Here is a 13,781-nt window from a genome sequence, read left to right as displayed (position 1 = left end):
CCGTCCAGAAGGGGGCATCTGACGGACCGGCGTGTCCCGGGCGGGCCGTCGCGACGGGTGTTCCATGTCGGCCGAATGGCGATCGTGTGACAGCGGGGGCCATGGACATGATCAGGGGCACAGGGAGTGAATAGGCTCCGCACAGATTCCAGAAGACCTCGGGACCCTACGACTTGGAGCCTTGCGTGCACCGCAGAATCATCGCGCCGGGAGCCCTGGCAGCGGCCTCTCTCCTGCTGGCGATCCCGGCATCGGCCGCTCCCCGCTCCCCCGGCGCGCCGGGCATCGGCGATCCCTATTACCCGGCCTACGGCAACGGCGGATACGACGTCTCCCACTACGACCTGCGGCTGAAATACCAGCCGTCCACCGACGTACTGGAGGGCACCGCGACCCTGCTGGCCCGCGCCACGCAGGACCTGGCGAGCTTCAACCTGGACTTCCTGCTGGACGTCGACGAGGTGCGCGTCAACGGGGCCAAGGCGTCGCTGCGGACCTCGGGCGAGCAGGAGCTGGAGATCACGCCGAAGACGCCGTTGACCAAGGGCGCGCCCGTCACGGTGGTCGTGCGCTACCGCGGGGTGCCGTCGTCGAAGCAGGCGTTCGGCTTCACCAGCTGGCACCGCACCCCCGACGGAGGCGTCGCGGCGAACGAGCCCGAGGCGGCGGCGTGGTGGTTCCCGAGCAACGACCATCCGCTGGACAAGGCGACCTACGACGTGTCCGTGCTGGTCCCGGACGGCACCCAGGCCATCTCCAACGGCACGCTGCGGTCGACGAGTTCGAAGCTCGGCTGGACGCGCTGGAACTGGCGGTCCGACAAGCCCCAGGCCACGTACCTCGCCACGCTCGCGGTCGGGAAGTTCGACATCACGACCGGCACGACCGAGAGCGGCGTCCCGGTCCTCAACGCCTACAGCGCGAATCTGGGCGCCGATGCCGGGGCGGCGCGGGCGAGCGTCGAACGGACCGGGGAGATCGCGGACTGGCTGGCCGGGTACTTCGGGCCGTACCCCTACGACGCGCTCGGCGGATACGTGCCGAACACGAACACCGGGTACGCGCTGGAGACCCAGACCCGGCCGTTCTACAGCCCGCGCCAGTTCGCGAACGGGTCGAACGTGTCGGTCGTCGTCCATGAGCTGGCCCACCAGTGGTACGGCGACGCGGTGTCGCTCAAGGGCTGGAAGGACATCTGGATCAACGAGGGCTTCGCACGGTACGCGCAGTGGCTGTGGTCGGAGCACGAGGGCGAGGGCACGGCGCAGGAACTCGCCGACTACGTGTACGCCTCGCATCCCGCCGACGATCCGTTCTGGACGGTGAGGCCCGGGGATCCCGGCCCCGACCACCAGTTCGACATCGCGGTCTACGACCGGGGTGCGCTGGCCGTCCAGGCGTTGCGCAACGCGATCGGCGACGAGGCGTTCTTCGCGATCCTGAAGGGCTGGCCCGCGAAGTACGCCCACGGCAACGCGTCGGTGGCGGACTTCCAGCGGTACGCGGAGGAGGTCTCGGGCAAACCCCTGGCCGCGCTCTTCGACACATGGCTGTTCCAGCCGTCGAAGCCGGCGGCGCCGGCGGCCCGGGCCGCGGCGGTCACCGGGACGGGGAAGGACGTGGCGCAGCCCAGGTCGTGGAAGAGGATCGCGGCGACCAACGGAGTGCACGGGCACGGCGGCCACGAGCACAGCCACTGACCGACCGGGCCGGGCGGGCCGGCCGGGGGTGTTCGAACGCCGGGGGGCAGCGGCCGGCAGGGTCTCTGCCCCCCCGCCCCCGTCCCTCCGCCCGATCGCCCGCGGGAGCGCGCCACCCGCCGGTCCTCGCACTACCGTGGGTCCGTGTGCCGGGCGCGTCGGTCCGGCATCGTTGTCGGGCTGACCTGGGAGCCGGACGTGCGGAAGCTGGCGATCGTCGAGGCACCGTCCGTGCTCGGGCTGCGCCCCACGGGGGTCGAGGAACTGCCCGCGGCGCTCCTCGGGGCCGGGCTGGCCGAAGGGCTCGGGGCGTGGCACGCGGGGCGGGTGGAGCCGCCGCCGTACGACCCGGAACGGGACCCGGCGACGGGCCTGCTGAACGCGGACGGCATCGCCGCGTACTCCGTGGCGCTGGCCGACGCCGTGGGCGGGGTCCTAGGCCGGGGCCGGTTCCCCGTCGTGCTCGGCGGCGATTGCAGCGTGCTGCTCGGCGCGCTGCTGGCCCTGAGCCGCCGCGACCGGCACGGTCTGCTCTTCCTCGACGGGCACAGCGACTTCTACCAGCCGGCGGCGGAACCGGCCGGCGAGGTGGCCTCGATGGAACTCGCCCTGGCCACCGGGCGCGGCCCGCGCGTGCTGGCCGATCTGGAGGGCCGGGGTCCCCTCGTGAGGGACGAGGACGTCGTCGCCCTGGGATTCCGGGACGCCGAGGAGTCCGCGGCGTACGGGATGCAGCCGCTGCCGTCCGCGCTGCACGCGATGGAGCTGGACATGGTGCGCGCCCTGGGGGCGGCCGAGGCGGCCCGGCGCGCCGTGCGGCTGCTGGACGGGGACCGGGCGGGCGGCGGGTACTGGGTGCATCTCGACGTCGACGTGCTGGACGACGCGCTCATGCCCGCCGTCGACTACCGGCAGCCGGACGGTCTGACCTGGCAGGAGCTGGAGAGTGTGCTGCGCACGGCGCTGGCCGGCGACGGTGCCGCCGGCCTCACCGTCGCGATCTTCAACCCCCGGCTGGACCCGGACGGCTCCCTCGCGCGGGACCTCGCCGACTGTCTGGTGCGGGCGTTCGACAGCGAGGGCTGAGCCGATGGCCCGGGCGGGGTCACCGACCGTGGTCGTACACCGTCACCGGTATCCCCCGACGAACCAGCCGCTCCTCGATCAGCGGCTCCACGCACGAACGCCCTTGCGGCCGGTCCTGGTGGGCGATGATCTTGACGCCCTTCACCGACGGAACGGTGGCGTCACCCCGGACGTATGTGATCCCCGGCATGACGCCACCGTGGACGCGGCCACTGACAACGGCCCCGGTCGGCCTTACTTCGTCAGCTGCGACAGCTCCTGGTCCGCGGTCTGCGAGACCCTGCGGCGCACGCCGTACCAGCCGGCCACCAGCATGAGGGCGATCAGCGGGATCAGCAGCAGGGTCTTGCGGCCGACCTCGGGGTCGTTCCACATCATGCCGAGGCAGGCCAGCAGGAAGACGACCGTGGTGATCTCCGTGACCGGGCTGAAGGGGAGCCGGAAGGACGGGCGGGTGAGGAGGCCCGCCTTGGCGCGGCGGACGAACACCAGGTGGCAGATCATGATGATCACCCAGGTGCTGATGATGCCCAGGGAGGCCACGTTCAGCACGATCTCGAAGGCCTGGGCCGGCACGAGGAAGTTCAGGCCGACGCCCAGCACACAGACCCCGCAGGTCAGCAGGATGCCGCCGTAGGGCACCTGGCTGCGGTTCATGCGGGCGGTGAACTTCGGGGCGGAGCCCGCCATCGCCATGGAGCGCAGGATGCGGCCCGTGGAGTACAGGCCGGAGTTCAGGGAGGACATGGCGGCCGTCAGGACGACCAGGTTCATCACGTCGCCCGCGGCCGGGACGCCGATCTTCGACAGCACCGTGACGAACGGGCTCTGGTCGGCCGAGTAGACCGAACCCGGCAGCAGCAGGGCCAGCAGGACGACCGAGCCGACGTAGAAGAGGCCGACGCGCCACATGATGGAGTTCACCGCGCGCGGGACGACCTTCTCCGGCTCGGCGGTCTCGCCGGCGGCGACACCGACCAGCTCCAGCGCGGCGTAGGCGAAGATCACGCCCTGCATCACCAGGACCACGGGCATCATGCCGTGCGGGAAGACGCCGCCGTTGTCGGTGATGACGCTCATGCCGGGCGTCTGGCCGCCCACCTCGTGCTGTGTGGCGAGCAGGAAGATGCCGATGAGCATGAAGCCGACCAGCGTCGCGACCTTGATGATCGCGAACCAGAACTCCATCTCGCCGAAGTACTTCACCGAGATCAGGTTCACGGCCAGCACCACCGCGAGGGCGACCAGCGCGAGCACCCACTGCGGGATGTCGGTGAACATGCTCCAGTAGTGCGTGTAGAGCGCGATCGCGGTGATGTCGGCGATGCCGGTGGTCGACCAGTTCAGGAAGTACATCCAGCCGGCGACGTAGGCGCCCTTCTCCCCGAGGAACTCGCGCGCGTACGACACGAAGGAACCCGACGAGGGGCGGTAGAGCACGAGCTCACCGAGGGCCCGGACCACGAAGAAGGCGAAGATGCCGCAGACCAGGTAGGCGATGGCCAGCGCCGGGCCCGCGTTGTGGAGGCGCCCGCCCGCACCCAGGAAGAGTCCGGTGCCGATCGCGCCTCCGATGGCGATCATGTTGACGTGGCGGGCCTTGAGGTCCTTGCTGTAGCCGGCGTCGCCCGCGTCCGCGGGCGCTGCGGCCGCATCGGTACGCGGCGTGGCCGCAGCCGTGTTCACGGCGTCCTTGCTCACGGGTGGTTCCACTCTCTGGATCGCCCCGGACCTCGTGGGTCCGGGGTCCGTACAGTGCGCTGGCCCGCACCACCCTTGTGACGCGGCACAGACCAAGGCAGCACCTTCCCACACGGATCCCGGCCCATACGGTGGCCCACGTCACAGAGCGTCACTTCTCACAAGGTCCACTGCCGCCGTGCACAGCGGCCACGACCCGTTCACCGCACGGCCACGCGGGGGTGAGGCGGGTGCGGTGTCACAGCACTGGTGAGACAGCGATACTGCTGCATATGACGACCGACACCGAGGAGCCGACCCTCACGATCGACGAGCTGGCCGCCCGAGCCGGTGTCACGGTGCGCACGGTCCGCTTCTACGGCACGAAGGGGCTGCTGCCCCCGCCGGTGCTCGGTCCGCGACGGGTGGGGCACTACGGCCGCGGGCATCTGGCCCGGCTGGCCCTGATCGAGGAGTTGCGGCGGCAGGGCATGACGCTGGCCGGCATCGAGCGCTACCTGCGGCAGCTGCCGCCGGACCTGAGCGCGCACGACCTCGCCATCCACCGGGCCGTGGTGGCGTCCTGGGCGCCGGAGTCCGTCGAGACGGTCACGCGCGCGGAGCTGGAGCGGCGGGCCGGACGGCCGCTGGGCGAGGAGGACGTCGAGCGGCTCGTCGCCATGGGCGTGGTCCGGCCCGCGGACGGCGGGTACGAGGCCGACCTGGGTCTGCTGCGGCTCGGCGCCGGGCTGCTGGACGTGCCGCTGTCGCAGGAGGCGATCTTCGCGGCGCGCAAGGTCCTCATCGAGCACACGCGCGCCGCGGCCCGGGAGCTGTCCCAGCTCTTCCGCGGTGAGGTGGCGGAGCGTGACGCGCGGGACGTGCGGTCCCTGTCGGCGCACATGCACCCGCTGGTGGTGCAGGCGCTCCTCACCGCCTTTCAGCGGTCGCTGAAGGAAGAGCTGGGCGAGTGGCTCACCGGGCCTTCGGGCTCCGGCGGGTCAGACGCGGGGTGAGTCGGCGAACCGCTCCCCCTTGTCCGCCTTCTCCAACAGCAGCGCGGGCGGGGCGAAGCGCTCCCCGTAGCGCTCGGCGAGTTCCCGGGCGCGGGCCACGAAGCCGGGCAGGCCGCCCTCGTAGCCGTCGATGTACTGGAGCACACCGCCGGTCCAGCCGGGGAAGCCGATGCCGAAGATCGAGCCGATGTTGGCGTCGGCGACGGAGGTCAGCACGCCCTCCTCCAGCAGCCGGACGGTGTCCAGCGCTTCGGAGAACAGCATCCGCTCCTGCATGTCCCGGAACGGGATCCGGTGGCCGGGCCGGGTGAAGTGCTCGCGCAGCCCGGGCCAGAGGCCGGCGCGCCTGCCGTCGTCGCCGTAGTCGTAGAAACCGGCGCCGCCGCTGCGGCCGGTGCGGCCGAACTCGTCGACCATGCGGTCGATGACGGCCTCGGCCGGGTGGACGGTCCAGGTGCCGCCCGCCTCCTCGACCGCGCGCCGGGACTCGGCACGGATCTTGCGGGGCAGGGTCAGCGTCAGCTCGTCCATCAGCGACAGCACCTTGGCCGGGTAGCCCGCCTGGGCCGCGGCCTGCTCGACCGACGCGGGCTCGATGCCCTCGCCGACCATGGCGACGCCCTCGTTGATGAAGTGGCCGATGACGCGGGAGGTGAAGAAGCCGCGCGAGTCGTTGACGACGATCGGCGTCTTGTTGATCTGCCGGACCAGGTCGAAGGCGCGGGCGAGGGCCTCCTCGCCGGTGCGCTCGCCCTTGATGATCTCGACGAGCGGCATCTTGTCGACCGGCGAGAAGAAGTGCAGTCCGATGAAGTCGCCCTGGCGTTCCACGCCTTCGGCGAGCGCGGTGATGGGCAGGGTGGAGGTGTTGGAGCACAGCAGCGCGTCGGGCTCGACGACGTGTTGGATCTCCTGGAACACCTTGTGCTTGAGGGAGGTGTCCTCGAAGACGGCCTCGATGACGGCGTCGCAGCCCGTCAGGTCCTGGACCTCGGCGGTGGGGGTGATGCGGGCGAGCAGCGCGTCGGCCTTCTCCTGGGTCGTACGGCCCTTGGCGACGGCCTTGGCGCACAGCTTCTCGGAGTAGCCCTTGCCCTTGAGGGCCGCCTCCAGGGAGACGTCCTTGAGGACCACCTCGATGCCGGCGCGGGCGCAGGAGTAGGCGATGCCGGCGCCCATCATGCCGGCGCCGAGCACGGCGACCTTGCGGACCTGGCGGGGCTCGACGCCCTGCGGGCGGTTGGCGCCGGAGTTGACGGCCTGGAGGTCGAAGAAGAAGGCCTGGATCATGTTCTTCGAGGTCTGCCCGGCGGCCAGTTCGACGAAGTAGCGGGCCTCGATGACCTGGGCGGTCTCGAAGTCGACCTGGGCGCCTTCGACGGCGGCGGCCAGGATGTTGCGCGGCGCCGGGTAGGGGGCGCCGCCCGTCTGCTTGCGCAAGGTGGCGGGGAAGGCCGGGAGGTTCGCGGCGAACTTCGGGTTCGCCGGGGTGCCGCCCGGGATGCGGTAGCCGGGCTTGTCCCAGGGCTGCCGGGACTCGGGGTTGGCGTCGATGAAGGCGCGCGCCTTGGCGAGCATGTCCTCCTGGCTGTCGGCGACCTCGTCGACGAGTCCGTTGTCCAGGGCGCGGCGCGGGCTGTACTGGGTGCCCTGGAGGAGGACCTTCAGCAGGGCGTCGGCGATGCCCAGCAGGCGGACGGTGCGGACCACGCCGCCGCCTCCGGGCAGCAGGCCGAGGGTGACCTCGGGGCAGCCGATCTTCGAGCCGGGCGCGTCCAGGGCGACGCGGTGGTGGCAGGCCAGGGCGATCTCGTAACCGCCGCCCAGGGCAGCGCCGTTGAGGGCGGCGACGACGGGCTTGCCGAGGGTCTCGATGCGGCGCAGGTTCCGCTTGATCGCCATGCCGCCGTCGAACAGCTCCTGGGCGGTCTCGGGCGTGACGCGGATGAGGTCGCGCAGGTCGCCGCCGGCGAAGAAGGTCTTCTTGGCGGAGGTGATGATGACGCCCCGGATGGAGTCCTTCTCGGCCTCCAGGCGGTCGGTGACGGCGGCGAGGGAGTCGCGGAACGCCTGGTTCATGGTGTTCGCGGACTGGTTCGGGTCGTCGATGACGAGGGTGACGAGGCCCGTGCGGTCCTGCTCCCAGCGGATGGTGGTGGGCTCAGTGCTCATGTGGAGGTGCTCCGTGTGATCCGTCGGGAGGGGGGTCAGATGCGCTCGACGATGGTGGCGACGCCCATGCCGCCGCCGACGCACAGCGCGGCGAGGCCGTAGCGCTTGTCCTGGCGCTCCAGTTCGTCGACGAGCGTGCCGAGGATCATCGCGCCGGTGGCGCCCAGGGGGTGGCCGAGGGCGATGGCGCCGCCGTTGACGTTGACCTTGTCCAGGGACAGGCCCATGTCCCGCACGAAGCGCAGCACGACCGCCGCGAACGCCTCGTTGATCTCGACGAGGTCGATGTCGTCGATGGTCAGCCCGGCCTTGGCCAGGGCCTTGCGGGTGGCGGGGGCGGGGCCGGTGAGCATGATGGTCGGCTCGGAGCCGGAGACGGCGGCGGAGACGATGCGCGCGCGGGGGGTGAGGCCGTAGCGCTCGCCGACCTCCTTCGAGCCGATCGCGACGAGCGAGGCGCCGTCCACGATGCCGGAGGAGTTGCCCGCGTGGTGGACGTGGTCGATCTTCTCGACCCAGTGGTACTGCTGGAGCGCCACGGCGTCGAAGCCGCCGAGTTCGCCGATGTCCGCGAAGGACGGCTTGAGCCCGGCGAGGGAGTCGGCGGTGGTGCCGGGGCGCGGGAACTCGTCGCGGTCGAGGACGACGAGCCCGTTGCGGTCCTTCACGGGCACCACGGACCTCTCGAAGCGGCCGTCCTTCATGGCGGTGGCGGCCCGCTCCTGGGAGAGCGCCGCGTACTCGTCGACGTCGCGCCGGGAGAAGCCCTCGATGGTGGCGATGAGGTCGGCGCCGATGCCCTGCGGCACGAAGTTGACCTGGAGGTTGGTCATCGGGTCGTTGAACCAGGCGCCGCCGTCGGAGGCCATCGGCACGCGGGACATCGACTCGACGCCACCGGCCAGGACGAGGTCCTCCCATCCGGAACGGACCTTGGCGGCGGCCAGGTTGACGGCCTCCAGGCCGGAGGCACAGAAGCGGTTCTCCTGGACGCCGGCGACGGTGTCGGGCAGTCCGGCGGCGATGGCCGCGATGCGCGCGATGTCGGAGCCCTGGTCGCCGACCGGGCCGACGACGCCGAGGACGATGTCGTCGACGGCGGCCGGGTCGAGGTCCGGGAAGCGGGCGCGGATCTCGTGGATGAGTCCGACGACCAGGTCGATGGGCTTGGTGCCGTGCAGGGCGCCGTTGGCCTTGCCGCGCCCGCGCGGGGTGCGGATCGCGTCGTACACGTACGCTTCGGTGCTCACGAGGAGGCCTTTCACTGAGGGTTTCGGGACGACGGGAGCAGCCCGGGGACGTCCCAGTCCCGGGCGACGTCCGCCGTGTCGGCGCCCGGCCGGGCCGGGCCGCCGCGGACGGTGGTCGGGGTCGCGGAGAAGCGGGGGGCGGGGGCGGGCTGGGTGATGCCGCCGTGGTCGGTGAAGGTGCCGCGGGCGGCCAGGTGCGGGTGGTGCGGGGCCTCGCGCAGTGACAGCACGGGGGCCACGCACGCGTCGGTGCCGTCGAAGACGGCCGTCCACTCGTCCCGGGTACGGCTCTTGAAGCGGGCGGCGACCTCGTCGCGCAGGGTGTCCCAGCTGGCGACGTCCTTGCGGGCCGCGGCCCGGTCGCCGAGGCCGAGGAGGGCGAGGAACTCCGCGTAGAACTGCGGCTCCAGGGCGCCGACGGCCATGTGGCGGCCGTCGGCCGTCTCGTAGGTGCCGTAGTAGGGGCAGCCGCCGTCCAGGAGGTTGGCGCCGCGGCGGTCCTGCCAGCCGCCGGCGGCGAGCATGCCGTGGATCATCGTGGCGAGGTGGGCCGCGCCGTCGACGATCGCCGCGTCGACGACCTGGCCGGTGCCGGTCGCGCGGGCGTGGTGGAGGGCGGCGAGGACGCCGACGACCAGGTAGAGGGAGCCGCCCGCGTAGTCGCCGAGCAGGTTGGCGGGGACGGCGGGCGGCCGGTCCGGGTCGCCGATCAGGCCGAGGGTGCCGGTGGGGGCGAGGTAGGTGATGTCGTGCCCGGCGCGCCGGGCGAGCGGGCCGTCCTGGCCCCAGCCGGTCATCCGGCCGTAGACGAGCCGCGGGTTGCGTGCGTGGCAGGCCTCGGGGCCGACGCCGAGGCGCTCCGCGACGCCGGGGCGGTAGCCCTCGACCAGGACGTCGGCACGGGCCACGAGGCCGAGCACCTGCTCCGGGCCGTCCGGGGCCTTCAGGTCGACGACCACCGAGCGCTTGTTGCGGTTGGTGACGTCGTAGGCCGGGTCGATCGCGAGCCCGGGGCCGCCCGGACGGTCCACCCGTACGACGTCGGCGCCGAGGTCGGCCAGGAGCATGGCGGCGAACGGGCCGGGCCCGATGCCGGCCAGCTCGACGACGCGCACACCGGCGAGCGGGCCGTGCCCTGGCGTCCTTGCCGTGGTCATCCAGCCCCCAGTGCTGTGACACAACTGATGTAACACCAGTGATGCTAAGAACGTGTTCCACTCGGCACAAGCCCCGAACGAGCAAGCGCTTAGCAATCTGCCGTACGGGTCAGCCCGCGTCCAGTTCCGCCGTGAGCCGCTTCGGCGCGATCACCCGGTAGCTCTCCTCCACCCAGTCGCACAGCAGCTCCGCCGCCGGGGCGCCCTGCTCCTCCAGCGGAACGCTCACCCAGCCCGCCTTGCCCAGTCCGTAGCCGGCGGGCTCGGCTCCGGGGCAGGCCAGCGCGTGGGCGTGGGCCGTCTCGTCGGTGAGCTTCACCGTCACTCCCAGGCGGTAACTGCCGTCGCCGACGCCGAGGAAGACGAACACCTTCTTGTTGACCTTCGCGACGGACTCGCCCCAGGGGAACTCCTCGACGGCGCCCGGCAGCCCCAGCGCGAACGCGCGCACCTTCTCCCGCTTCTTCAGGGCATTTCTGGGCACGGCCATCGCGTTCCTCCGGGCTCGTCGTCGGGCTCCGCACCCCTCACGCTAGCCTCGGCCACCGACAGCGGCACGGGCTGCGCGACCAAGGGGTGTCATGAGCAGGCAAAGCAGGACGGACCGTCCGTACGACATCGTGCTCTTCGGAGCCACGAGTTTCGCCGGTGTGCTCACCGCCGAGTACCTCGCCGCGCACGCGCCCGAGGGGCTGCGCTGGGCGATCGCCGGCCGCAGCGCCGAGAAGCTGGAGCGCCTGCGCGAGCGGCTGCCCGCCGACGCGGAGATCGGTGTGCTGCGGGCGGACGTCTCCGACGCGGCCTCGCTGCGCGCCCTGGCGGAGCAGGCGCGCGTGGTGGCCACGACGGTCGGCCCGTACGTGACGTACGGCGAGGAACTCGTCGCCGCCTGCGCGGACGCCGGGACCGACTACCTGGACCTGTGCGGCGAGCCCGAGTTCGTGGATCTGATGTACGTCCGGCACGACGCGCGGGCGCGGGAGACCGGGGCCCGGCTGGTGCACGCCGCCGGGTTCGACTCGATCCCGCACGACCTGGGCGTGTACTTCACCGTCCAGCAGCTGCCCGAGAACGTGCCGCTGACCGTGGAGGGCTTCGTCACCGCGGACGCGGCCTTCTCCGGCGGCACCTTCGCCTCCGCGCTGGGCCAGTTCGCCCGGCAGCGGGAGATGGCGGCCGCCGCGCGGGACCGGCGGCGGCACGAACCGCGACTGGTCGGCCGTCGGGTGTCGGCGCCGCTGGGCGGTCCGCGGTTCGCCAAGGAGGTGGGCGCCTGGGCGCTGCCCATGCCGACCATCGACCCACAGATCGTGCGGCGCTCGGCGTCGGCGCTCGACCGGTACGGGCCCGACTTCCGCTACCGGCAGTACGCGGCCGTCCGGCACCTGCCCGTCGCGGTGGGCGGGGTCGCGGCCGTCGGCGCGCTGGTCGCGGCGGCCCAGGTGCCGCCGGCGCGCCGCTGGTTGTCGGACCGGCTCAAGCCCGGCGACGGGCCCGGCCCCGAGAAGCGGGCGAAGAGCTGGTTCTCCGTGCGCTTCGTGGGCGAGGGCGGCGGCAAGCGGGTCTGCACGGAGGTCTCCGGCGGGGACCCGGGCTACGACGAGACGGCCAAGATGCTGGCCGAGTCCGCTCTGTGCCTGGCCCTCGACGACCTTCCGAAGACGGCGGGCCAGGTCACCACGGCCGTGGCGATGGGCGACGCCCTGATCGGCCGGCTGCGCGCGGCGGGCATCCGCTTCCGCGTCGCGTCGGCCCGCTGAGAGCCCGCCGAGGCGGCCTACAGCGGCCACTCGGCGATGGTGTAGATCATCCCGGCGATCCAGCCGAGTCCCGCCAGCACGGCGAGGATCAGCCCTAGGGTGACGGCCCGCTCGATGCTCTGGGTCGGGCCGGCAACAGGCTTGGGGGCGCGGTGCGTTGTCATGCGCCCCAGCCTGTCGGCCCGGCCACCGCCGGGCATCCGTACGGGTACTCAGGGCCGGTACTCAGATTCGCTCGCCGCGCCCGGCCCGCGCCTGTTCCCCCCGCTTGAGACTTTCGGCGTTCCCTCCCCGGCAAAGGCTCGGAAAGTCCCAACAAGGAGTTCAATGAAACCCTTGAAGGCATGAGATTTCTTCTGGAAGTTTCCCTGGACGACGCGGCGTTGACGAAGGACCCGGTGGGCGAGCTGGGCCGGATCCTCAGGTACTGGGGCGGCAATCTGCGCCACTACGAACTCGCCCCCGGGGACGATGCGGCGATCTACGACTCCGAGTACCGCGAGGTGGGCCGCTGGCGGGTGGACGGTCAGGCCGAGTAGGTGTCCCGCAGCGCCTTGCGGCACAGCGCGTCCGCCCTGCGAGTGGTCTCCGGGAGACGGTAGGCGCGGGTCAGCGCGAGGGTGTGCGCGCAGGCGTTGTCCAGTGTCACCCGGTGTCCGACGGAGACGAAGACGGGCTTGACGCCGTCCCGCGTGCGCAGGGCGCGGCCGACCTCCTCGGCCCCGGCGAGCAGCGGCGCGCTGCTGCCGCGCGGGGTGTCCGGGTCGTCGTAGGAGAAGGTGAACGGGTTCTTCGCGACGCCGATGGTGGGCAGGCCGGTCAGGACGCCGAGGTGGCTGGCCAGGCCGAAGCGGCGGGGGTGGGCGAGGCCGTAGCCGTCGCAGACGACCGGGCCGGGCGGGCAGGGCAGGGCCTCCAGGGCGGCGAGGACCGTGGGGATCTCGCGGAAGGCGAGCAGCCCCGGCACGTAGGGGAAGGAGACCCTGCCCACCGCGGTGGCCTCGGCGACCACGTCGAGACTCGACGCGTCCAGCACCACCGCCGCGGCCGCGACGACGTCCCGTTCGTCGTCGTACGCGACGTCGACCCCCGTCACATGTCCCGTGCCGGGCGGCGGCCCGGGTTCGTCGAGGATCACACGTGCGCGCAGTGCGTCCTGGACGGCGCGTGCCTGCTCCTCGGTGGTGGGCCAGTCCTCGGGGACGCGTACGGTCGTCATGGTGCCCAGAGCCTACGGCCGCCGGCGGCCTGACGGGGGCCCGGGGGTACGCTGCCGATCATGTTCGTGCTGGAACTGACCTACACCGCCCCGCTGGAAGCCGTCGACGCCGTGCTGGAGGAGCACGTGGCCTGGCTCGACGAGCAGTACCGGCAGGGACTCTTCCTCGCGTCCGGACGCAAGAACCCCCGCGACGGCGGGGTGATCATCGCCGTCGCGGGGGATCGCGCGCGCATCGAGGCGATCACCGCACAGGACCCGTTCGTCGTCGCGGGCGTGTGCGCGTACCGCGTCACCGAGTTCACGGCGACGAAGACGGCGCCCGCGCTGGAGGCCTACCGGGAGAGCCTGTGAGGCGTCCGTCTCACTTGCCCAGGGCGCGCTGCAACTGGCTCTTGTTCATGCTGGAGCGGCCCTCGACGCCCTTGCGCCTGGCCTCCTGGTACAGCTGGTCGTAGGTCGGGCCCTGCGAGCCCTGCCCCGACCGCTGACCGCCCCGCTTACCGGAGGACATGTCCTTGGTGGAGGTGCGGCTGGCGGTCTTGGACTCACCGGAGCGGGCGCGTTCCTTGTTCACCGTCCGGGCGGCGATCTCCTTGGCGCGGCCGGTGCTTTCGCCCCGGTCCTTCGCGCTCTCCTTGATGTGCTCGTACTGACGCTCCCGCTTGGAGCTCGAACCGCGTGGCATTCTCGCTCACTTCCTTTCACGATCAGTGAACGAGTACCCACCCTGCCAACGAA

The 13,781-nt window shown here is 72.0% G+C and carries 14 protein-coding genes and 1 pseudogene; 6 read left to right on the top strand and 9 right to left on the bottom strand.

Going from position 1 to position 13,781, the window contains the following annotated elements; all coding sequences use genetic code 11:
• The first annotated feature begins 185 nt into the window (after positions 1–185).
• Both AC0665_RS10990 and AC0665_RS10985 read left to right on the top strand, forming a co-directional pair.
• Positions 186–1,700, top strand: coding sequence for a M1 family metallopeptidase (locus tag AC0665_RS10990; protein ID WP_478606103.1), 1,515 nt, complete (start codon positions 186–188; stop codon positions 1,698–1,700).
• 144 nt (positions 1,701–1,844) lie between these two features.
• The gene (locus AC0665_RS10985) at positions 1,845–2,786 is read left to right on the top strand and encodes an arginase family protein (protein WP_478508835.1); all 942 of its coding nucleotides are present in this window, start codon (positions 1,845–1,847) and stop codon (positions 2,784–2,786) included.
• A gap of 118 nt (positions 2,787–2,904) precedes the next feature.
• On the opposite strand, the pseudogene AC0665_RS10980 reads toward AC0665_RS10985, so the two are convergent.
• Together AC0665_RS10980 and AC0665_RS10975 are read right to left on the bottom strand one after the other, a co-directional pair.
• Positions 2,905–2,976: pseudogene (locus AC0665_RS10980) on the bottom strand (Appr-1-p processing protein); the annotation flags it as partial.
• Positions 2,977–3,020: 44 nt separating this feature from the next.
• Complete coding sequence (locus AC0665_RS10975) at positions 3,021–4,487, bottom strand: amino acid permease (protein WP_468403972.1); 1,467 nt, start codon at positions 4,485–4,487, stop codon at positions 3,021–3,023.
• Positions 4,488–4,759: 272 nt separating this feature from the next.
• On the opposite strand from AC0665_RS10975, the gene AC0665_RS10970 reads away from it, so the two are divergent.
• Positions 4,760–5,482 (top strand): MerR family transcriptional regulator, encoded by a 723-nt coding sequence (locus AC0665_RS10970; protein ID WP_468632446.1) that lies wholly within the window; start codon positions 4,760–4,762, stop codon positions 5,480–5,482.
• Here the strand turns inward: AC0665_RS10970 and AC0665_RS10965 are convergent.
• From AC0665_RS10965 to AC0665_RS10950, 4 genes are all read right to left on the bottom strand, one after another.
• Positions 5,468–7,654, bottom strand: a complete 2,187-nt coding sequence (locus tag AC0665_RS10965) for a 3-hydroxyacyl-CoA dehydrogenase NAD-binding domain-containing protein (protein ID WP_478704853.1) — start codon at positions 7,652–7,654, stop codon at positions 5,468–5,470. The genes AC0665_RS10970 and AC0665_RS10965 overlap by 15 nt on opposite strands.
• Before the next feature lie 35 nt (positions 7,655–7,689).
• Positions 7,690–8,904, bottom strand: a complete 1,215-nt coding sequence (locus AC0665_RS10960; protein ID WP_478704852.1) for an acetyl-CoA C-acetyltransferase — start codon at positions 8,902–8,904, stop codon at positions 7,690–7,692.
• Positions 8,905–8,915: 11 nt separating this feature from the next.
• A complete protein-coding gene (locus AC0665_RS10955; RefSeq protein WP_478606111.1) occupies positions 8,916–10,061 on the bottom strand; it encodes a CaiB/BaiF CoA transferase family protein in 1,146 nt (381 codons plus the stop codon).
• Positions 10,062–10,170: 109 nt separating this feature from the next.
• The gene (locus AC0665_RS10950) at positions 10,171–10,551 is read right to left on the bottom strand and encodes an MmcQ/YjbR family DNA-binding protein (protein ID WP_478704851.1); all 381 of its coding nucleotides are present in this window, start codon (positions 10,549–10,551) and stop codon (positions 10,171–10,173) included.
• 91 nt (positions 10,552–10,642) lie between these two features.
• Here AC0665_RS10950 and AC0665_RS10945 point away from each other — a divergent pair, with 91 nt between their 5' ends.
• Entirely contained in the window at positions 10,643–11,821 is a 1,179-nt protein-coding gene (locus AC0665_RS10945; protein WP_478704850.1) for a saccharopine dehydrogenase family protein, read from the top strand.
• A 17-nt stretch (positions 11,822–11,838) separates the two neighbouring features.
• On the opposite strand, the gene mmpA is transcribed toward AC0665_RS10945, so the two are convergent.
• Positions 11,839–11,985: a morphogenic membrane protein MmpA gene (gene mmpA, locus AC0665_RS10940; RefSeq protein WP_478606115.1), complete on the bottom strand. Its 147-nt coding sequence runs from the start codon at positions 11,983–11,985 to the stop codon at positions 11,839–11,841.
• A gap of 180 nt (positions 11,986–12,165) precedes the next feature.
• Between mmpA and AC0665_RS10935 the strand changes: the two genes are divergently transcribed.
• Positions 12,166–12,360 carry a hypothetical protein gene (locus AC0665_RS10935; protein ID WP_478704849.1) on the top strand — a complete coding sequence of 65 codons (195 nt, stop codon included), beginning with the start codon at positions 12,166–12,168 and terminating at the stop codon, positions 12,358–12,360.
• Here the strand turns inward: AC0665_RS10935 and AC0665_RS10930 are convergent.
• Entirely contained in the window at positions 12,348–13,040 is a 693-nt protein-coding gene (locus AC0665_RS10930) for an endonuclease V (RefSeq protein ID WP_468632434.1), read from the bottom strand. The two genes, AC0665_RS10935 and AC0665_RS10930, sit on opposite strands and share 13 nt — an antisense overlap.
• A 60-nt stretch (positions 13,041–13,100) precedes the next feature.
• On the opposite strand from AC0665_RS10930, the gene AC0665_RS10925 reads away from it, so the two are divergent.
• A complete protein-coding gene (locus AC0665_RS10925; RefSeq protein WP_366049765.1) occupies positions 13,101–13,394 on the top strand; it encodes a YciI family protein in 294 nt (97 codons plus the stop codon).
• 10 nt (positions 13,395–13,404) lie between these two features.
• Here the strand turns inward: AC0665_RS10925 and AC0665_RS10920 are convergent, their stop codons facing one another.
• Positions 13,405–13,728 carry a plasmid stabilization protein gene (locus tag AC0665_RS10920; protein WP_366049766.1) on the bottom strand — a complete coding sequence of 108 codons (324 nt, stop codon included), beginning with the start codon at positions 13,726–13,728 and terminating at the stop codon, positions 13,405–13,407.
• Between the last annotated feature and the right edge of the window lie 53 nt (positions 13,729–13,781).

The sequence above is a fragment of the Streptomyces sp. NPDC043685 genome (assembly GCF_056436585.1).
Note: the sequence above shows the minus strand (reverse complement) of the source record. Positions and strands in the feature narration are given on the sequence as shown.

Coding starts and splice junctions, on each gene's coding strand:
- AC0665_RS10970 (WP_468632446.1), top strand. CDS start 4,760: ATGACGACCGACACCGAGGAGCCGACCCTCACGATCGACGAGCTGGCC.
- AC0665_RS10965 (WP_478704853.1), bottom strand. CDS start 7,654: ATGAGCACTGAGCCCACCACCATCCGCTGGGAGCAGGACCGCACGGGC.
- AC0665_RS10955 (WP_478606111.1), bottom strand. CDS start 10,061: ATGACCACGGCAAGGACGCCAGGGCACGGCCCGCTCGCCGGTGTGCGC.
- AC0665_RS10950 (WP_478704851.1), bottom strand. CDS start 10,551: ATGGCCGTGCCCAGAAATGCCCTGAAGAAGCGGGAGAAGGTGCGCGCG.
- AC0665_RS10945 (WP_478704850.1), top strand. CDS start 10,643: ATGAGCAGGCAAAGCAGGACGGACCGTCCGTACGACATCGTGCTCTTC.
- mmpA (WP_478606115.1), bottom strand. CDS start 11,985: ATGACAACGCACCGCGCCCCCAAGCCTGTTGCCGGCCCGACCCAGAGC.
- AC0665_RS10935 (WP_478704849.1), top strand. CDS start 12,166: ATGAGATTTCTTCTGGAAGTTTCCCTGGACGACGCGGCGTTGACGAAG.
- AC0665_RS10930 (WP_468632434.1), bottom strand. CDS start 13,040: ATGACGACCGTACGCGTCCCCGAGGACTGGCCCACCACCGAGGAGCAG.
- AC0665_RS10925 (WP_366049765.1), top strand. CDS start 13,101: ATGTTCGTGCTGGAACTGACCTACACCGCCCCGCTGGAAGCCGTCGAC.
- AC0665_RS10920 (WP_366049766.1), bottom strand. CDS start 13,728: ATGCCACGCGGTTCGAGCTCCAAGCGGGAGCGTCAGTACGAGCACATC.